This window comes from Marinimicrobium hydrolyticum, from assembly GCF_030848505.1.
GTDB lineage: Bacteria > Pseudomonadota > Gammaproteobacteria > Pseudomonadales > Cellvibrionaceae > JAVDDU01.
This window is the reverse complement of the sequence record NZ_JAVDDU010000005.1, coordinates 175,245-194,469: the sequence shown is the minus strand read 5'-3', so window position 1 is coordinate 194,469 and position 19,225 is coordinate 175,245. Positions and strand designations below refer to the sequence as shown.

The 19,225-nt window shown below is 55.5% G+C and carries 16 protein-coding genes and 1 riboswitch; of the genes, 5 read left to right on the top strand and 11 right to left on the bottom strand.

Translation table 11 applies throughout. The annotated features are described in order from the left end of the window. Nucleotides 1-216: 216 nt before the first annotated feature. On the top strand, nucleotides 217-2,289 hold the full coding sequence (locus tag RBH33_RS11240) for a S41 family peptidase (protein WP_306732285.1): 2,073 nt from the start codon (nucleotides 217-219) through the stop codon (nucleotides 2,287-2,289). Nucleotides 2,290-2,344: 55 nt separating this feature from the next. Here the strand turns inward: RBH33_RS11240 and guaA are convergent, their stop codons facing one another. Then, the gene (gene guaA / locus RBH33_RS11235; protein WP_306732284.1) at nucleotides 2,345-3,922 is read right to left on the bottom strand and encodes a glutamine-hydrolyzing GMP synthase; all 1,578 of its coding nucleotides are present in this window, start codon (nucleotides 3,920-3,922) and stop codon (nucleotides 2,345-2,347) included. An 81-nt stretch (nucleotides 3,923-4,003) separates the two neighbouring features. Beyond that, a complete protein-coding gene (gene guaB / locus RBH33_RS11230; RefSeq protein WP_306732283.1) occupies nucleotides 4,004-5,479 on the bottom strand; it encodes an IMP dehydrogenase in 1,476 nt (491 codons plus the stop codon). A 207-nt stretch (nucleotides 5,480-5,686) separates the two neighbouring features. On the opposite strand from guaB, the gene xseA reads away from it, so the two are divergent. Continuing rightward, nucleotides 5,687-7,039 carry an exodeoxyribonuclease VII large subunit gene (gene xseA / locus RBH33_RS11225; protein ID WP_306732282.1) on the top strand — a complete coding sequence of 451 codons (1,353 nt, stop codon included), beginning with the start codon at nucleotides 5,687-5,689 and terminating at the stop codon, nucleotides 7,037-7,039. Nucleotides 7,040-7,065: 26 nt separating this feature from the next. Here xseA and RBH33_RS11220 read toward each other — a convergent pair whose 3' ends face one another. Beyond that, complete coding sequence (locus RBH33_RS11220; RefSeq protein WP_306732281.1) at nucleotides 7,066-7,350, bottom strand: Rdx family protein; 285 nt, start codon at nucleotides 7,348-7,350, stop codon at nucleotides 7,066-7,068. Nucleotides 7,351-7,485: 135 nt separating this feature from the next. Next, a riboswitch (TPP riboswitch) is annotated at nucleotides 7,486-7,608 on the top strand. Between the two features lie 57 nt (nucleotides 7,609-7,665). Between RBH33_RS11220 and thiO the strand changes: the two genes are divergently transcribed. From thiO to RBH33_RS11205, 3 genes are read left to right on the top strand one after another with little or no spacing between them, the layout of a single operon-like run. Beyond that, nucleotides 7,666-8,769 carry a glycine oxidase ThiO gene (gene thiO / locus RBH33_RS11215; protein WP_306732280.1) on the top strand — a complete coding sequence of 368 codons (1,104 nt, stop codon included), beginning with the start codon at nucleotides 7,666-7,668 and terminating at the stop codon, nucleotides 8,767-8,769. Further along, nucleotides 8,766-8,969, top strand: a complete 204-nt coding sequence (gene thiS, locus RBH33_RS11210) for a sulfur carrier protein ThiS (RefSeq protein ID WP_306732279.1) — start codon at nucleotides 8,766-8,768, stop codon at nucleotides 8,967-8,969. The genes thiO and thiS overlap by 4 nt, the downstream gene beginning before the upstream one ends. Nucleotide 8,970: 1 nt before the next feature. Further along, a complete protein-coding gene (locus RBH33_RS11205) occupies nucleotides 8,971-9,768 on the top strand; it encodes a thiazole synthase (protein ID WP_306732278.1) in 798 nt (265 codons plus the stop codon). Between the two features lie 5 nt (nucleotides 9,769-9,773). Here RBH33_RS11205 and RBH33_RS11200 read toward each other — a convergent pair whose 3' ends face one another. The 8 genes from RBH33_RS11200 to pilW all read right to left on the bottom strand — a co-directional run bounded on the left by RBH33_RS11200 (nucleotide 9,774) and on the right by pilW (nucleotide 19,200). After that, nucleotides 9,774-10,679, bottom strand: coding sequence for an AEC family transporter (locus tag RBH33_RS11200; protein WP_306732277.1), 906 nt, complete (start codon nucleotides 10,677-10,679; stop codon nucleotides 9,774-9,776). A 630-nt stretch (nucleotides 10,680-11,309) separates the two neighbouring features. Next, nucleotides 11,310-12,695: a ribosome biogenesis GTPase Der gene (gene der, locus RBH33_RS11195; RefSeq protein WP_306732276.1), complete on the bottom strand. Its 1,386-nt coding sequence runs from the start codon at nucleotides 12,693-12,695 to the stop codon at nucleotides 11,310-11,312. Between the two features lie 150 nt (nucleotides 12,696-12,845). Beyond that, nucleotides 12,846-13,985 carry an outer membrane protein assembly factor BamB gene (gene bamB / locus RBH33_RS11190; protein ID WP_306732275.1) on the bottom strand — a complete coding sequence of 380 codons (1,140 nt, stop codon included), beginning with the start codon at nucleotides 13,983-13,985 and terminating at the stop codon, nucleotides 12,846-12,848. Further along, a complete protein-coding gene (locus RBH33_RS11185) occupies nucleotides 13,982-14,650 on the bottom strand; it encodes a YfgM family protein (protein WP_306732274.1) in 669 nt (222 codons plus the stop codon). The genes bamB and RBH33_RS11185 overlap by 4 nt, the downstream gene beginning before the upstream one ends. 33 nt (nucleotides 14,651-14,683) lie before the next feature. After that, nucleotides 14,684-15,961 (bottom strand): histidine--tRNA ligase, encoded by a 1,278-nt coding sequence (hisS, locus tag RBH33_RS11180; protein WP_306732273.1) that lies wholly within the window; start codon nucleotides 15,959-15,961, stop codon nucleotides 14,684-14,686. A 451-nt stretch (nucleotides 15,962-16,412) separates the two neighbouring features. Further along, complete coding sequence (gene ispG / locus RBH33_RS11175; RefSeq protein WP_306732272.1) at nucleotides 16,413-17,537, bottom strand: flavodoxin-dependent (E)-4-hydroxy-3-methylbut-2-enyl-diphosphate synthase; 1,125 nt, start codon at nucleotides 17,535-17,537, stop codon at nucleotides 16,413-16,415. A gap of 15 nt (nucleotides 17,538-17,552) precedes the next feature. Then, entirely contained in the window at nucleotides 17,553-18,422 is an 870-nt protein-coding gene (locus RBH33_RS11170; RefSeq protein WP_306732271.1) for a RodZ domain-containing protein, read from the bottom strand. A 7-nt stretch (nucleotides 18,423-18,429) separates the two neighbouring features. Next, nucleotides 18,430-19,200: a type IV pilus biogenesis/stability protein PilW gene (gene pilW / locus RBH33_RS11165; protein WP_306732270.1), complete on the bottom strand. Its 771-nt coding sequence runs from the start codon at nucleotides 19,198-19,200 to the stop codon at nucleotides 18,430-18,432. Nucleotides 19,201-19,225 lie beyond the last annotated feature (25 nt).

The window sequence follows — 19,225 nt, the reverse complement described above, 5'->3', positions numbered from 1 at the left end:
GGTGATGGCACTCCAATCAGCTTAGCACAACCTTCACGCCAGCAGTGTGACGCCTGTCTCCTCTCGATTCCTGAACGGAAGGACACTGTCAGGCGACCCGCTTCACCGGTTATTCGTTGCTTCGGCGCATTTATACCTCAAATGAAAATGGTGATATAGTCTTCTTTTCCTCAAGGAAATCTATTGAACTGGGCTAGAGTCAAGGAGGAACCTCGCTTGAAAACCTCTCTCTTTACGCTGATGGCGCTTATTTCCACAACCTTTTCTGTCGCCAATGCAAGTGATCAACAAGTTACCGAAATTGCCTTGGTGGTCTCAAACTGTCAGCTAGAGCAAGGGGCAGTGCTTGTAGACTGCATCTCGTCCGACTGGCGATTTCCCAGCTACTTTGAAATGCCGTTGGATGGCTCTCCCGGGCGGGAGGTATTAGCCACTGAAGACTATCACCATTTCATCCAGGCGCGACTGATACAGGATAGCCAGAGCGATCGGGACACCGTGCTGGACGTTCGCTATTCGGATAAACCCGCCAACGCACTGTTCCGTTCCGCCCCTTCGGAGCTGCAAGGATATCCTGCAGATATGCGAGCATTCCGTTCGGGTCACCTGGAGTTCGATATCAAAGTGCTGGATTGGGGCAAGGCTTCTGATATCGCCATCAGCATTGAATGCGGCTGGCCCTGTAGCACAAGCCATATTCCCCTGCACATTGATGAAGTGGGCACTTGGAAGAGCTTCGCGTTTTCAGCGCAAGAGTTGGTCAACAAAGGGCTCAACCTCAGCCGCTTAAGCAGTGCGGTCAATTTCATCCCTACATGGGACAATCAGCAAGGCATCCACTACCAACTGGCAAACCTGCGATGGGTCACAGGTGAGATAGATAATTCCCTACCTTATGCGCCTCCAGATTATTGGTCCAACGTGGCCACGCAAGACTTAGACTTTATCTACCAATTGGCGCGCGACAATCACCCGGGTGCCATTGACGAGCAAAACCCCGCTTTCCGTGAATACATGGAAACCGGCTACCAAACTGCCCGAGCAATGGCGGAAGCGGCCAAAACCGAGGCCGACTATCAGACTGCCATCAGCTATTACATGGCTGGTTTTGCGGACGAGCATTTCTATGTGAGCTTTACGGGTCTTTCATTTGAGCCCCCCCTCTGGCCCGGAATGGACATCAACATGCTGGGCAGTCAATACCTGGTAAACACAGTGACGCCGAGCGGCTGGCCGGTGGCATTGCCGGAGCCGGGCTCGGAGCTCATCAGTTGCGACGGGCGAGAGGTCGAAGCCCTGATAGACGAAGACGTACTCCACTATCGCTTTCGCGACAATTCAGTCAGAGCCGCAAGAGCTCGCTATGCGCCGGAACTGTTTCGTGTGGGCGGATTGGGGAATCGAACCCCCTATAAGGAGTGTGTTTTTGCCCACCAGGGTCGGAAAACCACCTATCAAATGCATTGGTCTGCGGCACCGTCGGGCGCCAGTAATTCCGCAAGAGCGCAGCACCGAGAAGCCTATCCGGCCTCGGCAATGATTGAAGAAATCGAAAGTGGCGTTTACTGGGTCTACTTACCCACATTTCTAATTGATTCCGAGGATGACGTCGCCGAATTCGAGCAAATACTGGCTGCTTTGAAAAACCTTCCTGAACCACGCACCTTGGTTATGGATGTCAGGTTTAATGGTGGTGGAAGTAGCCGATGGGCGTTCGACATTCTTAGGTCGCTTTACGGCTCCATGTCCATGGTGAATCTTTCTTTGGAAGCTGGCGGTCAATATCATTATTCTGAATTTCGCCTGAGCGACCAGAATCTTCAATATGCAAAACACCACTTGGCTCGCATCAACCCTTCAACAGCAAACGCTATAGCAAGGTCCGGTAGGCAGGGAAAAACCTGGCATACTGAGCAAAACAGCTTCGGTTTTGCTGGACGCCTGGCCGGGTTCTTCGGCCGACTTTTCAGCCTGAGTTCCGATACCCAGATCGTGTTTCTAACGAGCCACTCCTGCGCCAGCGCTTGTTTGGACTTTGCGGACATGGTGCGCTTGCTCCCCAACGCCACACACCTGGGCGAAGAAACCGGCGTTGACTCTCTGTATATCGACGTCAACCTCGACTACCCGGCGATACTGCCGAGCAATTTGGGGCAAGTAATCTACCCCATGAAAGTCTGGCGCAAGCGCTTCCGCGACCATAATGAGTCTTATGTGCCGGACATCCTCTATGACGGGGATATCTTCGATACGGAAACGGTAAAAGAATGGGTTTTAACAGTGATCTGATGGTGGGCACCTTAGGCTGCCAAGAGACAGCCTAAGGTGCCAAAGATTGGCGCTTCTATTCCCACTCAATTGTTGCAGGGGGTTTGCTGGACACGTCGTAGGTGACGCGGGAGACGCCGGAGATTTCGTTGATGATGCGGTTGGAGACTTTTTCCAACAGCTCGTACGGCAGGTGCGCCCAGCGGGCGGTCATGAAGTCGATGGTTTCCACCGCGCGCAGGGCGATGACCCATTCGTAGCGTCGGCCGTCGCCCACCACGCCAACGGATTTTACCGGTAGGAACACGGCGAACGCCTGGCTGGTTTTGTGGTACCACTCGGCAGCGCGCAGCTCTTCGATAAAGATGGCGTCCGCTTCGCGCAGTATGTCCGCGTATTCTTTCTTTACTTCGCCCAGGATGCGTACACCCAAACCGGGGCCCGGGAAGGGATGGCGGTAGACCATGTCGTAAGGCAGGCCCAGTTCCAGACCAATGGCCCGAACCTCGTCTTTGAACAGCTCCCGCAGAGGCTCGACCAGGGACATGGCCATCTCTTCCGGCAGGCCGCCCACATTGTGGTGGGATTTAATCACATGGGCCTTGCCGGTTTTTCCAGCAGCGGACTCAATAACGTCTGGATAGATGGTGCCCTGGGCCAACCATTTTACGTCGGTCAGGCGCACCGCTTCGGCATCAAAGACATCGATAAACGTATTGCCAATGGCTTTACGTTTCAGCTCCGGGTCGTTCAGACCTTCCAGCTTGTTCAGGAATTGAGCCTCAGCGTCCACGCGAATCACTTTGACGCCCATATGTTTGGCGAACATGTCCATGACTTGATCGCCTTCGTTTTTACGCAGCAGGCCGTTGTCCACGAACACGCACGTTAGTTGATCGCCGATGGCTTTATGCAGCAAGGCGGCAACTACTGAGGAATCTACACCACCGGACAAACCCAGCAATACCTTATCGGTACCCACTTGAGCGCGCACTTTTTGAATGGCGTCTTCAACGATGTTGGCGGGCGTCCAGAGCACGTCGCAACCGCACAGTTCGTAAATGAAGTGCTCCAGAATTCGTTTACCCTGCAGCGTGTGAGTCACCTCGGGATGAAACTGCAGGCCGTACATTTTTTTCTCTTCACAGTACATGCCGGCGATCGGGCAAGATGGCGTGGAAGCCATGACTTCAAAGCCGGGCGGCAAACTGATGACCTTGTCGCCGTGGCTCATCCATACATCCAGCAGGGAGCCGCCGTCGTGATCCACATGGTCGGTAATGTCGTGCAATAGCGTACTCTGCCCCAAGACTTTCACTTGCGCGTAGCCGAATTCCTGAATGGCGGAGCCCTGGACTGAACCCCCGAGCTGTTCGGCCATGGTCTGCATGCCATAGCAGATACCCAGCACCGGCACGCCCAAGGTGAACACCAGCTCCGGCGCTCTGGGAGAACCGGCCACGGTTACCGATTCAGGCCCGCCTGCCAAAATAATCCCCTGGGGAGCAAAATCTCGAATTTCATCCTCAGTAATATCGAAAGCTCGCACTTCCGAATAAACGCCGACTTCACGCACGCGGCGTGCGATCAACTGAGTGTATTGAGAGCCGAAATCCAGAATCAGAATACGCTGGGCATGAATGTCTTGGGTCATGAGAGGTCCAGTGGCGAAAGCAAAAATATGCGGGAGGAAAACTTGATCAGCCGCGAACGCGGCTGATCACTGTCTGTTAACTTAGCGACCATTGACTGGGTAGTTGGGCGCTTCTTTGGTAATTTGCACATCGTGAACATGGCTTTCACCCATGCCCGCCGAAGTGACCCGAACAAACTGAGGACGCGTGCGCATTTCCTCAATATTTTGACAACCGGTGTAACCCATGGCGGCACGCAAACCACCCATCATCTGATGCACGATGACATTAAGCGGGCCCTTGTAAGGTACACGGCCTTCGATGCCCTCGGGGACCAATTTCTCGGCACCGGCACTGGCGTCCTGAAAGTAGCGATCGCTAGAGCCCTGGGTTTGCGCCATGGCACCCAGCGAGCCCATGCCACGGTAGGATTTATAGGTCCGCCCTTGAAACAGCTCTACTTCGCCAGGAGCCTCTTCGGTGCCGGCAAACATGGAGCCCATCATCACCGTATCCGCGCCCGCAACAATGGCTTTGGCCAAGTCGCCGGAGAAGCGCACACCACCATCGGCAATCACCGGAACATCCGTGCCCTTCAACGCGGCCACGACATTCGCGATGGCGGAAATTTGCGGCACACCCACGCCACTGACAATGCGCGTGGTACAGATGGAACCGGGGCCTATGCCCACTTTTACCGCGTCCGCGCCCGCTTCCATCAATGCCAATGCCGCGTCGGCGGTGGCGATATTACCGCCCACCACCTGAACGTCCGGGTGGCTGGCCTTGATGGCGCGCACACGCTCGAGCACGTTTTTGGAGTGGCCATGGGCGGTATCGACAACCAGCAGGTCAACACCAGCCTCAACCAGAGCCGCGACCCGATCATCCGTATCCTGGCTGGTGCCAACACTGGCGCCAACTCTCAGTCGACCCTCGGGGTCTTTACAGGCGTTCGGGTATTTCTCGGCCTTATTGATGTCCTTTACGGTGATCAAACCGCGTAGTTCAAACTTATCGTTCACCACCAGCACTTTTTCAATGCGGTGTTTGTGCAGCAAGCTACGCACTTCATCGTTGGCGGCGCCCTCGGGAACCGTTACCAGTTTTTCTTTGGGGGTCATAATGCTGGAGACCCGAGCGCTGAGATTGGACTCAAAGCGCACATCACGACCGGTCACAATACCAACCAGGTCGCCCTTCTCCATAACGGGCACTCCAGAAATATTGTGCTGTTTGGTGAGCGCCAAAAGGTCACTGATGGAGGCATCGGCCTCAATGGTAATCGGGTCTTTAACGACACCCGCCTCGAATTTTTTAACCGCTCTGACCTGGGCTGCCTGCTGCTCTATGCCCATGCTTTTATGGATGACCCCGATACCGCCCTCCTGAGCCATGGCAATAGCCAGGCGCGCTTCGGTGACCGTATCCATAGCCGCAGAGATCAACGGGATGTTCAATTGAATCGCGCGCGTGAGCCGGGTTTTCAAGGACACGTCTTTCGGGGTAACATCGGAATATCCGGGTACCAACAAAACATCGTCGAACGTGAGGGCTTCTTCAGCGATTCGCAGCATACATCCAACCTTATCTTGAGTTGATTTAACCCCGCGGTGCAATCTGAGACGCAAGTGCAGGGTCTAAAGTAAACCGGCAATTATACCGTCTGAAGCCTCCTGGGTAAACCAAAATACGCCTTGTCAAGGGTGTCGGGCACCTGCTCATGCGACTCGAAGCGTTAGTAGTTTTTACATAGCTTTTACATAGCCTGCTAGAATGGCGCCATGACAAATCCCCTCATCTCCGGCGGCCCCGAGCGAAACGTGCTCTCGGTCAGTCAGCTTAATCGCCGCTCCAAGCAATTGCTGGAAACGCACTTTCCCCTTGTCTGGGTCGAAGGGGAAGTTTCCAATTTGTCCCGGCCCTCCTCCGGCCACTGGTACTTCACCCTGAAGGACGACCAAGCCCAGGTCCGCTGCGCCATGTTCCGCAATCGCAACCAACTGGTGCGCTTTAACCCTGCTCAAGGGCAGCAGCTGCTGTTGCGTGCACGGGTTAGCCTCTATGAAGGCCGCGGTGACTACCAATTGATTGCCGAGCACATGGAGGAAGCGGGTTTTGGCGCCCTGCAGAGAGCCTTTGAGGAACTCAAACAGCGCCTGTCCCAGGAAGGACTGTTTGAGCAGGAGCGTAAGCGCCCCCTACCCTCACTGCCAAAACATATTGCCGTGATCAGCTCCGCCACAGGCGCGGCGATTCGCGACATCTTGTCGGTGCTGGAGCGGCGTTTCCCGAGCGTCCCGGTGGCGCTGATTCCCGTGCCCGTACAAGGCAAAGAGGCGGCGCCCGCGATTGTGCGCGCGCTGGAACTGGCCAACCGCGCCGACATGTTCGATGTGGTGATCCTCACCCGCGGCGGTGGCTCGCTGGAAGACTTATGGCCTTTTAATGAAGAATCGGTGGCCAGAGCCATTTACGCCTCCGGCGTTCCGGTGGTCAGTGCCGTGGGGCACGAAGTGGACTTTAGTATTGCGGATTTCGTGGCGGACGTGCGAGCGCCGACGCCCTCCGCCGCTGCGGAACTGGTGGTGCCGGACGTATTGGAATACCAAGCCCGGTTCAGCAACTGCCTGGGCCGATTGCAGCAGATTGTACGGCGGCGGATTGCAGACGACCGAGCTAAGCTTGACCACATTCGCCGCCGGTTGCGCCACCCTGGGGAACGTTTGCAGCAACAGAGCCAGCGACTGGACGGGCTGGAAGCGCGACTCACTCGGTGCGTTAAAGTACAACTGGAGCGCAAACATCAACATTTGAGCAACCTGATCGCCCGGCAACGAGCCTTACAGCCCGGCGCTCGCCTGCAACAGTTACGGCGGCAGCTGAGTCAACTGGAAACTCAGCTCAACCGGCAGATCCACCTGCAACTGCAACAGCGTCAGCAGAGATTTAAAGAGGCGGCTCGGTTATTGAATAGCGTTAGCCCGCTCAAAACCTTGGAGCGTGGTTACGCCATTGCGACGGATACCAATGGGCAGGTCTTACACAGCAGCCGGCAGGTTCAACCGGGTGATACGGTGAGATCTCGGCTCGCCGAAGGGGTAGTTGTCAGCACGGTAACTGGCACCGAAGATTAGCAGGCTCTTTATTGGCTTGTTAATCGCTAACGATCGCTGTGCCCCAAATCCTTATCCGGTGACACTTGATCACGCACCAGCTGTTTGATCTCTTTGGCTTCTGGAAAACGCCCTTCGCGCTTGCGCGAATAAATCAGCTGCTCATCGCAAAGAATATCAAACACACCGCCAGTACCGGGCACCAGGGCCACTTCTCCCAAATCACTTTCGAACGTACTCAACAACTCCTGGGCGAGCCAAGCGGCACGCAATAGCCAGCGGCATTGTAAGCAATAGTGAATTTCCACACGGGGAGCTTTGGTATTGGACACGGCATTCTCTCTACAACTTGAGCGCCACTAAGTAGGGCGCGTTTATAAAGGGTGGGTAGTGAAATTGTACCAACCTCGGCTCAGTGCGCCCAGCGATTGGGGGCATTGCATAGCGCCGGGACTCTGTTATATTGGCACCTCTTGTCGGGGCGCCTTGGCGAGGTTGAAAAACCTTGTTCGGAGGCTGAGATCGGTACGGCCGAACCCGTTGAACCTGATCAGGTTGGTGCCTGCGGAGGGAACAAGGTCAGCAGTCGATCCCTGCCCCTCGTTTGTCCCCACCGATACCTGGTCCATCCACACAGTGAGGAACAGGTGAAGTCCGAATCGCAAAACTCTTTCGCCATTGCCGGTGCCGGTCTACTCGGTCGCTTACTCGCCTGGCAATTACTCCGCCAGGGCCACAAGGTCACGCTGTATGACGCGGGCGCATTAACGTCACCAAACTGTGCAGCCTGGACCGCGGCGGGCATGATCTCGCCACTGAGCGAAGCGGTGGTGTCTGACCGAAATGTGTATGAAATGGGTCTGTACGCCCTGCAAATCTGGCCGCGCTGGTTGCAAGAGTTAGGCAAAGACGATGCCGCACTCTATGAGGGCCGTGGCAGCCTGGTAGTCGCCCATCCACAGGATTTGAGTGAACTGCAGCAATTCGCTCAAGACTTGGAGTACGTCCTACCAGAGGCCAGCAATTACCGCCACGTGGCAGGCCCCGAAATTCATGACCTCGAACCGGATCTGAGTTCGTCCTTCCAACAAGGCCTTCTGTTGGAGGACGAAGCTCACCTGGATAATCGCACTCTATTGTTACGCCTGGCATCGGAAATTCGCCGTCTCGGCGCTCATTGCATTGAGCATTGCCCGGTTGAGGTGTCCGCCGGTGCCGTCATCAGTGCGCGTGGTGAAGAACGATTTGACTGGGTGTTAGACTGTCGGGGCACTGGTGCAAAAGACCGTCTTACTGAGCTGCGTGGCGTGCGCGGCGAAACGCTGCATGTTCAGACCAACGAAGTACGTCTGCACCGACCGGTTCGCTTAATGCACCCGCGTTATCAGCTTTACATCGTGCCCAAACCGGAGCAACGCTTCATCATTGGTGCCACGCAAATTGAAAGTGAAGATCGCTCACCCATGTCTCTGCAATCGTCGCTTGAACTGGGTAGCGCGCTGTACACAATCGCACCGGCGTTCGCGGAAGCCCGCATACTGGAACAAGGGGTCAACTTGCGTCCGGCCTTTATGGACAACCAGCCACACATTACCCGAACGGAAGGACTGATCAGCGCCAACGGATTATTCCGCCATGGCTATTTGCTGGCGCCGGCTGTCGTTACTCAGGTATTGGCGGAACTGGGTTTATCCGCACCGTCACCGTTCGCCCATTTACTGACACCATCGTTGGGAGAATCCCAGTTATGATCCATCTGAGTTTGAACAACGAGCCCGTCCAGGTCGAAGCGGACACTCTGTTAAGCGAAGCCCTGAACGCCTGGGGTTATGGCGATGCAAAAATTGCCGTGGCCATCAATGGTGAGTTCGTGCCCAGAACACAATACACCATCCAACCCTTACACGACGGCGATCAACTCGATGTGGTCAAGCCGGTTGGAGGAGGTTGATATGAACGATCTACAAAATGATAACTTAACCCTGTACGGGGAAAGCTTTACCAGCCGGTTTTTACTGGGCACGGCGCTGTACAATTCTCCGGAAATTATGCGCTCGTCTATCGAGGCATCCCGGTGCGAAATTGTCACGCTCGGCTTGCGCCGACAAAATCCGGGCAACCGTGATGGCGATGCCATTTGGCGGTACATTCAGGAGAGTGGTTGTCGACTGCTACCCAATACGGCTGGTTGTAAATCGGTAAAGGAAGCGGTGACCCTGGCCGAAATGTCTCGGGAAATGTTCGATACGCCCTGGGTAAAACTGGAAGTCATTGGCGACGATTACAACCTCCAGCCAGATCCCTTTGGGTTGGTGGAAGCATCCGAAAACTTGATCAAAAAAGGCTTCAAGGTTCTGCCCTACTGCACCGACGATTTAATTCTCTGTCAGCGTTTACTGGATGTGGGCTGCGAAGTGCTGATGCCGTGGGGCTCACCCATCGGCACTGGCCAAGGGTTGCTCAATCGCTACAATCTGAACACCTTGCGGGAGAGAATCAAAAACGTACCGTTAATTATTGATGCAGGCCTGGGCGCTCCTTCTCAAGCGGCGGAAGCCATGGAAATGGGCTTTGACGGCATACTGCTCAACAGTGCGGTAGCCAAAGCCCAGAACCCACCCTTGATGGCTGAGGCGTTTGCCGATGCCATCGACGCCGGTCGCAAAGCCTTCCGGGCCGGGTTGATGCAAAAGCGACAAACGGCCAGCCCCAGCACACCAACGGTTGGCCAACCTTTTTGGCACCAGTAACGGTTTTATGCGCTCAGCAACAGACTCCACATGGGCACGGTGAACAGCGAAAGAAGTAAGCCATAGCCGATCAGGCTGGACACCAACCGCGGTGCCAGCCCGTGACTAATCGCCAGAATACCGGCGGAGATCATGGCGGGCATGGCCGCTTGCAACACCACCGTGTGTGCGGCCAGCGTATCCAGCCCCAACAACCAAAACATACCGAACACTAGGGCTGGTATCAGCACCAACTTTAAGGATAAACCGGTCGCCATAGGAACCAGCGCATGACGTTCTAGGCGCAACTGCCACTGCAGCCCCACCGCTACCATCACCACAGGCGCAAGGCTCAAGGCTATACGGCCGGTCGCCGTCAACCACCATTCAGGAAACTGCCAGGGGCTGATCACCGCCAGCATGGCGATGCAAAACGCCACGAAAGGCGGAAATGTCACTATGGTTTTAGCCACTTTCTGCCACGCCGCGTGCTGATCGCTATACCATGCCGCCACCAAGACGCCGTAGGTATTAAGCGCAATTACAGTTCCAAACTGATCATAGAGTATGGCGTAAGGTAGGGCTTCGGCGCCGAGCAGCGCTTCAATCAGTGGGATCCCGACAAAGGACGTGTTGCCCAGGGGAATGATGAGCATCATGGCGCCGGTGACTGAACGCGACCAACGCAACCAAGTGGCGGCGCTCCACACCAAAAATGCCGTCACGCCCATCACCACCCAGGTGGAGATAACCGGCAACAGCGCTTCCCGATCCAGGCTGAGCTTGGGAATCTCTGTCAGCACCATGGCCGGTAAGGCGATGTAAATGATATAGAAGTTAAGCGCACTGGCAGCGTTCGCCGGCACCTGCCGTGAGCGCTGCAGGGCTAGACCGAGCGCTAGGCAGACTACAATAAACACCAAACTGCTCATCGCACCTCCTGGTGGTTAGACACACTGAACATGACCATACATCCTGTCATTCCTGTGAAGACGCACCGCTGTGGGGAACATGTAATCAAGTAAGTAGCTTCGTAAGCTAGCCCTCGGGCCGCGCAGGGTGAGTGTTCAGCAAACGTCGTGGCCCCAGTCCCTGCGCGCTCCCGGCGCTACGGGACACTCCTCGCTTCCCTGCGAGTCGTCCATGGGGACTGCCTCACCGGAGCGCCGGCCGAAAGGTCCCTCTTTTGAGGCTTGCTGAACACTCACCCTGCACGCCCCTTGTAGTCTCAGAGTACCGAGCTCTTTTCCCCCAACCCTTCCCTGATTGTCGTCATTGCAGCGACGGTGGGGAGCCCAAGAGAAGAATGACCTAGTTGCGGCGAGGGAGGCGATTCGCAGGAGGCTTTTCGAAACTCTCACAAGAGGGATCTTGTGGGAGAGCCCCCGGGGATGGGTTTACGGCGTTTTCGAAAAGCCTCCTGCGAATTGCCCGGGATTGCCTTACGAAGTACACCACCTTCACCTAAGTTTTCGAGTATCTGACGGTAAAATTTGCTGCTGAGACTGCGTAATTTGTTGGAATTTAGGTGCTCCCCTCAAATTGTTCCGGGCAGCAGCGCGCTATTTCTTCGACGGCCGACTGGTGCGATTACGCCTGGGCGATTGCTTGTCGGATTTCTTTTTGATGCCCGAGAAAGGATTCTCGCTGGATTTAAATTCAATGCGCACCGGTGTGCCCTGCAAGTCCAGAACCCGGCGAAAAGTTTTCTCCAAATAACGCACGTAATGGTTGGGCACTGCTGCGGTTTGGTTACCGTGAATAACGATAATCGGCGGGTTGTGTCCACCGGGGTGCGCATAGCGCAATTTGATGCGCCGGCCATTGATCATGGGCGGTTGATGATCTTTGACAGCGTCCTGCAAGACACGCGTCAGGAAATTGGTAGAGAACTTATCCGTGGCCGAAGCGTAGGCCTTTTCGATCGATTCATACAAGTGCCCGACGCCAGTGCCATGCAAAGCGGATATAAAATGGATCTCGGCAAAATCGACGAAACGCAAGCGCCGTTCAATTTCGCTGCGTACGTACTGTTTGTGGCCGTCTTCCAGACCGTCCCACTTGTTCAAAGCTACCACCAGCGCTCGGCCCGCATCAAGCACAGTCCCCATCAAATGTAGGTCCTGATCCACCACGCCTTCGCTGGCATCCATCACCAGAATTACCACATTGGCGTCGTCGATGGCTTGCAGGGTTTTGACAATGGAAAACTTTTCGATGGATTGGGATACGTTCTTACGCCGACGCACGCCCGCGGTGTCGATCAAGGTGTAAGGTTTGTCGAACCGCTCGTAGTTGATGTACACACTGTCGCGTGTGGTGCCGGGCTCGTCATAGACTACGACCCGGTCTTCGCCCAACAGTCGATTGACTAAGGTGGACTTGCCCACGTTGGGCCGGCCCACCAAAGCGATTTTAATACCCCTTGCTTCAACAGCCGGCGCGGGCTCTTCATCTTCTGGCACTTCGCCGAGCACCTCGGCCATCATGGATTTAACGCCGCGCCCGTGAGTGGCGGTAGTGGCGAAAATCTCTCCCAGCCCCAATTCGTAGAACGGCGCCAGGGCCACATCCGGATCCATGCCATCAATTTTGTTGGCCACCAGATAGACTTTTTTATGCTGCGTACGCAGATGTTTAGCAATCATATGGTCCGCGGCGGTCACGCCTTCGCGACTGTCCAGTATAAACAGCACGGTATCCGCCTCGCGAATCGCTTGCAGCGACTGCCCGGCCATAACCGTATCAATTCCTTCTTCTTCCCCACTGATGCCGCCAGTATCAATCACCATAAAGGAGCGCCCTTCGATGGTCCCCTTGCCGTATTTGCGATCACGGGTCAGGCCGGCGTAATTAGCCACCAGAGCTTCCCGGCTGCGGGTGAGCTGGTTAAACAGGGTGGACTTTCCGACATTTGGGCGCCCTACAAGGGCGATAATTGGCATCATAAGGCTTTAATCAGTCTAGAGTTGGTGCAGCTTCGGGGGCGCAGCATAGTGGATTGATGGGATTTTTCCCAGTAAATTAACGCAAAAAGCCAGCCACGGGAAGAATCCCATGACTGGCCTTAAACCGACTCTCGAAGCTAGCAGCCAGTTTTAGTCCGCTATTCGGAAGGCTTGCAGGCGGCCTCTATCGCCATACACGTAGAGAATGTCTCCATCGCTCTTCATGCTGCCGCTGACACCACGGCGATTTACCCGCCGCCGGGCCACGAACTCGCCATCGCTTTGGTTCATCACGTGCAGATAACCTTTGAAATCAGCAACGGCGACATAATCACCCAGCACCTGTGGACCGTTGATGTACCGGCGTAGCATCTGGTCGTTTTGCCACAAAATTTCACCCGATGTGGAACGGTAAGCGGTCACGCGACTGTTCGCCTCGGATACAAACAGCGTACGCCCGGCGATGGCCAAATCTTGATGCGTGGAGGTGTCCGCCGCCCATAAGGGGCGGCCGTTGCTGCGGTTCAGTGCCACGACTCGCCCTTGGTAGGACGCGGCGTAAATAACCGTCTCGTGCAACAAGGGAGACGCGCTGATATCCACCATCCGGTCCAGCTCTGAGCGACCTTGCGGCAAAGCCACACGGTATTCCCACTGAATCAAACCGTTGCGAGTGTTGAACGCAATCACTTTACCATTGGCAAAGCCAGCAACCACCATAGAACCAGTGAACAGCGGCTGACCACTGCCTCGGAGAGTCAAAATGGGAGCCGGTGTCTCGTAGCGCCACCGATTCTCGCCCGTTTTAGCGTCCATGGCGAACAGTTTGCCGTCAATGGTCTGCGCGACAACCGTGGCACCGTCAGTGTTCGGCACTGATACCACTTCGCTGGTCAGGTTGGTACGCCAGAGCTCTTCGCCATCTTCGCTGGACAGAGCAACTACTTCACCCTGACGAGTACCAAATAAGACCAGGCCGTTACTGACGCCAACGCCACCGGTAATTTCGTAGCCAGTTCTCTGGCGCCACTGCCGCGCGCCATTAAAGCGGTTGAACGCTTGTACCCTGCCCCGAGCGTCCGCCGCATAAATTACGTCGCCATCGATCGCGGGCTGCAGTTGCACAACCCCCTTTCCGGTGCCAACGCCGACATTTCTTCGCCACACAGATTCCAAATTAATCGTGGGTTCAAATTCCACTAGGTCCATCGGACGGGTGGCATCGTCTTTGGTAAACAGGGCACAACCAGACACCAAAAGCGCACACAGAATGAGCGTGCAATACTTCATGAAGCGTTCTCCTCGAGCGCCGAACCGGCTGTGGCGGGCGTCGCTAAATTATCGAGTTTCATTTCCAACAGTGCGGCGCGGTTTTGCGCAGCTTGATCAAGGCCTTCCAGGGCCCGTTGGTATGCGGCACGTGCGCCGTCAATGTTGCCTTGGCGCAGTAGGATGTCACCGCGCGCTTCGTCGTACTTGGAGGCGATGCTTTCTGACGGCCTGCCTTCCTCTAACAGACGCAATGCTTCGTCGTATGCCGATTGCGCGGTTAGCACACGGGCCAGACGAACGCGCGCCAGCTCGGAAACCGGACCACGGGACGCTTGGGTCAGGACCCATTCCAGCTCATTGGCCGCCGTCTCTAGATCTTCTTCATCAATGGCGGCTTTGGCTCGCAGAAACGCTGCGTTAAAGGCGTATTGGCTGTTGCGGCTGGTTTGCTTGATCTCCTCGACCAAACCAGTAGCTGGTTCGCCGGCGTCAACACTGTCGAGCAGCGCTTCGTACTGGGCGGAGGCGGTATGTGCTTGTGCCAAGCGTTGGTCCTGCCAAGCGTTCCAGCCAAAATAGCCACCCACGGACAGCACCACGGCCGTGACTACCCACTTGCCGTTTTCTTTCCACCAGCGCTTGAGCGCCTCTAGTTGTTCTTCTTCGGTCAAATGATCGCTCACATCGGGCTCCTGTTAATGTCAGTATTATATTGATTACGGCTGTAATTCAGCGCGCAAATATTCGATGGCCTCACTGGCCGAAAGTGTTTGCTGGGGTTTGTCTTCTCGCAGCATTTTAATGGTTACCGAGCCGTTACGGGCCTCGTCTTCTCCCAGTATCAGCGCCACTTGAGCCTGGCTTTTGTCGGCTTTTTTCAATTGGCTTTTAAAACTGCCACCGCCACAGTGAGTCAACAAACTGACTCCCGGCAGAGCGTCACGCAATTGCTCGGCGAGCTGCAGTGCCTGGGACTGTACTTCTCCAACCGCTGCCAAATAAATCTGAGCTTGCTGCCCCAGCCCCGGCGGTGAAATTTCCGCGGCTTGAAGCATCAATACCAGTCGCTCAAGGCCAATGCCGAAGCCAATGGCGGGGGTGGATTTTCCACCCAATTGTTCCACCAGGCCATCGTAGCGCCCACCAGCGCAAACCGTGCCTTGGGCACCCAGTTTATCAGTCACCCATTCAAACGCGGTCTTCCCGTAATAATCCAACCCACGAACGAGCCGGGGGTTGACGGTGTAGTTTACGCCGTTGGCATCCAGCAGTGCTTGCAGTTGCTCAAAGTGTTCCCGTGATTCGGGATCCAGATAATCCGTCAGTACGGGAGCGTCTTTCAAGAGTGCTTGCGTAGCGCTATTCTTGCTATCCAAAATCCGCAGTGGATTGGTGCCCAAACGGCGCTGGCTGTCTTCATCCAGCTGTTCTCGATACTGCTCCAGGTAGGCCACCAAGGCTTCCCGATAAGTTTTTCTCGCTTCGGTGCTACCGAGCGAATTCAGCTCCAGGTGCACCCAATCGCCCAACCCCAGGTCGCGCAGAATACGCGCGCTCAGCAACAGTATTTCCGCGTCCACGTCCGGCCCGGTCAGCCCAAACACTTCCACACCAATTTGGTGAAACTGCCGGTAACGGCCTTTCTGCGGCCGTTCGTGGCGGAACATGGGGCCCATGTACCACAGGCGCTGTGTCTGGTTGTACAACAGGCCGTGCTCTTCGCAGGCGCGTACGCAGCTGGCGGTACCTTCGGGGCGCAGGGTGATGCTGTCTCCGTTGCGATCTTCGAAGGTGTACATTTCTTTTTCGACGATATCGGTCACTTCGCCAATGGAGCGTTTGAACAGATCGGTCGATTCCAGTACTGGAAAGCGGATTTCCCGATAACCGTAGCGACGCAGTATGTCGGTGACGGTTTTTTCCAGATACTGCCAGTACGGAGACTCATCTGGCAGTAAATCGTTCATTCCTCGGATGGCTTGAATCTTTTTCAAAGAACTCTCTCGTTTTTTCTCATTTTCTTGTGTTTTGGGTTCGGTGATGACTATGAGCTCTGTTCAAACAGTCTACGGCTATTCAGAGCCCAGGCAGTGGGGCGAATCTAGTTTTGAAAACGCGGTGAATACATCCCTGTAGCTCCTGCACTTCATCCCTGAAGTGAAGGTTTCAAAACTAGATTCGCCCCACTGCCTTCTGTGCCATTAAGACAGCCTGGCTAGCGTTTAGCCGCTATCTATTAGTTAGTGAGTGAGTAGTGGGGTCTATGTTTAACCAAAGCCGTGAACCGCCAGCAACCACTCGGCCGGTAGGGGGTGGGTACTTTTGAAACCCTCGCTTCATGGATGAAGCGGGGGAGCTACAGGGATGTATTCACCGCGTTTTCAAAAGTACCCACCCCCTACCGGCCGTTTCCACCTAGAGGCACCGGGCTCTCAAAACTCACCCTCAAACCCGAATAATCGTATTGGCTTCTTCCGCCGCCAATCGTGCTTTTTTCTGTTCGGCTTTTTCCCGGATCAAACGCTCCAGATCATCCACTAAGGTCGCATTGCCTAGCTTCTGGCTCGGAGCGCCGTCAATATACAGCAAATTGTGCGGCGAACCGCCCGCCAAGCCTAGATCGGCCTCTTTCGCCTCTCCGGGACCATTAACCACACAACCGATAACGGCCACATCCAGAGGAACGGTAATATCCTCTACCCGCTGCTCCAGCTCGTTCATGGTCTGGATCACATCGAAGTTTTGGCGGGAGCAGCTGGGGCAGGCAATAAAGTTCACCCCCTTACTGCGCAGCTTCAGGCTTTTTAGCAAATCCCAGCCGACTTTGACCTCTTCTACTGGGTCAGCCGCCAATGAGATGCGCACTGTATCACCTATACCGTCCAGTAGCAGCGCCCCTAGGCCTACCGCTGACTTGACAGTTCCCGCCCGCAGGCCGCCCGCTTCGGTAATACCCAGGTGCAAAGGCTGCTCGATTTGGGTCGCCAGCTTGCGGTAAGCGGCCACGGCCATAAAGACGTCGGAGGCCTTAACGCTGACTTTGAAGTCTTGGAAGTTCAGCTGATCCAGGATTTCCACATGACGCAATGCTGACTCCACCAGAGCATCGGGAGTTGGCTCGCCGTATTTCTTTTGTAGATCTTTTTCCAGAGAACCGGCGTTGACACCGATGCGGATGGGGATACCCAAGTCGCGCGCCTTGTCCACCACGGCACGAATGCGCTTTTCCCGGCCGATATTACCCGGGTTGATACGCAAGCAGTCTACGCCCAAGTCGGCTACGCGCAGCGCAATGCGGTAGTCAAAATGAATATCGGCCACCAGGGGCACTTGTACCTGTCGGCGAATTTCGCCAAACGCTTCGGCGGCGTCCATGGAGGGCACCGACACGCGCACTATGTCCGCGCCCGCCAATTGCAGACGCTGAATCTGGCCCACTGTCGCGGCCACGTCGGTCGTTTCCGTATTGGTCATGCTTTGCACGGAGATGGGCGCATCTCCGCCGACCGGCACATTTCCGACCATTATTTGTCGGGACTTGCGCCGCTTAATTGGCGTTTCGCAATGCATAAATGACAGCCCGTGTTATTGGCCCACCGACACGGTCATTAACCGGGTACCGGCGGGAACGTCCAAGTCGAATGCCGCGCCGTTCAATGACAGTTGTACGGCGGGAGCATTACCCATTTTTACTTCAAAAGGCGCTCGCCCCTGCAGGCTCAATTCCCGGCCTGGCTGAACCAAATCAGTCACCAATACATCGCCTTGGGCGTCTGTGACTACCAACCAACACTCGTCAATAAACGAGAGTTGCAGACTATCGAGCGGATCTGTTTCCAACACTTCAGTTTCGGCCAGAAAGGTCACGTCGCTCACTGGCGCGGCGTTCACTTCTTCCGGCAAAGCGACTTCAGCTTCCGGCTCCATTAGCTCGGCCGTCTCTGTGAAGGCTGCTGGAGTGGAACTCGCTGCTCCTGACGAGGCGACCAGCTCTGCCTCTACCACGCTTTCACTGGTCAAAGTCTCGCTTTCACCGTCGTTGCCCAGGAACCAGATCGAGAGTATCCATAGGCCCGCCAGAAGCGCCAATATGCAAACGGCAAAGTGCCATAAAGGACGGCCTGGAGCGGCAGGAACGGTGTTTTGCAGCGAATTACCTGAATCTTCTTCGGCAAACCCGGCCTCCTGACGAGCTCGCCCGTAGGCTGCCAGAAGTGACTCCACATCCAGGTTAAGCAACTTGGCGTAGATTCGAAGGTAGCCTCGCGTGAAGGTGTCCGAGTGCATTTTGGAAAAGTCGTCGCTTTCCAGAGCGCGGACATTGTGCAATGTCATACGCGTCTCAGCAACCACATCATCCAACGCCAAGCCGGCTTTTTCTCTCGCTTGTCGAAGTATGGTCCCTGGGGACTGGTACGGATGATCTACTTCCGGATTACTTGGGTCAGTTGTCATTGGAACCTCAGTCGTTCGTCATCCGCCGGTATTCCAGCAACTCATTGGAATAGGGAAAGCGGTTTCTAAGTGCCAACGCGTAACTGGCCTCTTGGTCCTTGTTGCCAAAAATGCGCTCGATTCGAATGCCCAGCAGAAGTGATCGCGCTGTGTGCCGGGAAAGCTCCCCGTACTGATCCAAGAAGCGCTTAGCCTGAGCATAGTCCTGTTCATTAAAATAAATTTCCGCGAGCTCCAAAAGCACAGGAGCCGACCGCCGATTCAGCGTGTGGGCGTGCTCAAAGGCCGCCTTGGCCCGCTCAGGTTTATCCAGCTCCAAGGCCGTACGGCCCAAACTCAGAAGCGCACGGTCGCGATGTTCATAATCCAGGTCTCGGGATACACGCTCGAATTGGGTGAACGCCTCTTCATAGCGTTCCTGCCGGAAGAGAAAAGCCCCGTAGTTGTTACGCGCCTGACTGAAGCCGGGATCACGACGCAATACCCAGCGAAAGCGATCCTCAGCCAGTTCCGGCTCGCCTTCCAGTTGGTAGAGCATCGCCATGGCGGCGTTGGCAGGAACCGAGTTGCGCTCCAAATCGAAGGCCCGGCGCAAATGGTGGCGGGCCGCCTCGCGGTTACCGGTTTCTATATAAGCCATAGCCAGTTGGACGTAAGACTCCATGGCTTTTTCCTGATCCACTTGCGGCCCGGAGCGCTGGCTAACACAGGCGCTCAAGCCCAATACCAGGAGTAAAAACAAACCCCGGCGGATGAGGGTTAAAGGGGTGTTGTGCATCAGTGCGCCTCCACGTTCTTATCAA

What these genes read in the sequence shown, in the direction of transcription:
- ispG (WP_306732272.1), bottom strand. Translation starts at nt 17,537, where the DNA reads ATGCATTGCGAAACGCCAATTAAGCGGCGCAAGTCCCGACAAATAATG.
- guaA (WP_306732284.1), bottom strand. Translation starts at nt 3,922, where the DNA reads ATGACCCAAGACATTCATGCCCAGCGTATTCTGATTCTGGATTTCGGC.
- RBH33_RS11205 (WP_306732278.1), top strand. Translation starts at nt 8,971, where the DNA reads ATGAACGATCTACAAAATGATAACTTAACCCTGTACGGGGAAAGCTTT.
- xseA (WP_306732282.1), top strand. Translation starts at nt 5,687, where the DNA reads ATGACAAATCCCCTCATCTCCGGCGGCCCCGAGCGAAACGTGCTCTCG.
- bamB (WP_306732275.1), bottom strand. Translation starts at nt 13,985, where the DNA reads ATGAAGTATTGCACGCTCATTCTGTGTGCGCTTTTGGTGTCTGGTTGT.
- RBH33_RS11200 (WP_306732277.1), bottom strand. Translation starts at nt 10,679, where the DNA reads ATGAGCAGTTTGGTGTTTATTGTAGTCTGCCTAGCGCTCGGTCTAGCC.
- thiS (WP_306732279.1), top strand. Translation starts at nt 8,766, where the DNA reads ATGATCCATCTGAGTTTGAACAACGAGCCCGTCCAGGTCGAAGCGGAC.
- RBH33_RS11170 (WP_306732271.1), bottom strand. Translation starts at nt 18,422, where the DNA reads ATGACAACTGACCCAAGTAATCCGGAAGTAGATCATCCGTACCAGTCC.
- pilW (WP_306732270.1), bottom strand. Translation starts at nt 19,200, where the DNA reads ATGCACAACACCCCTTTAACCCTCATCCGCCGGGGTTTGTTTTTACTC.
- der (WP_306732276.1), bottom strand. Translation starts at nt 12,695, where the DNA reads ATGATGCCAATTATCGCCCTTGTAGGGCGCCCAAATGTCGGAAAGTCC.
- guaB (WP_306732283.1), bottom strand. Translation starts at nt 5,479, where the DNA reads ATGCTGCGAATCGCTGAAGAAGCCCTCACGTTCGACGATGTTTTGTTG.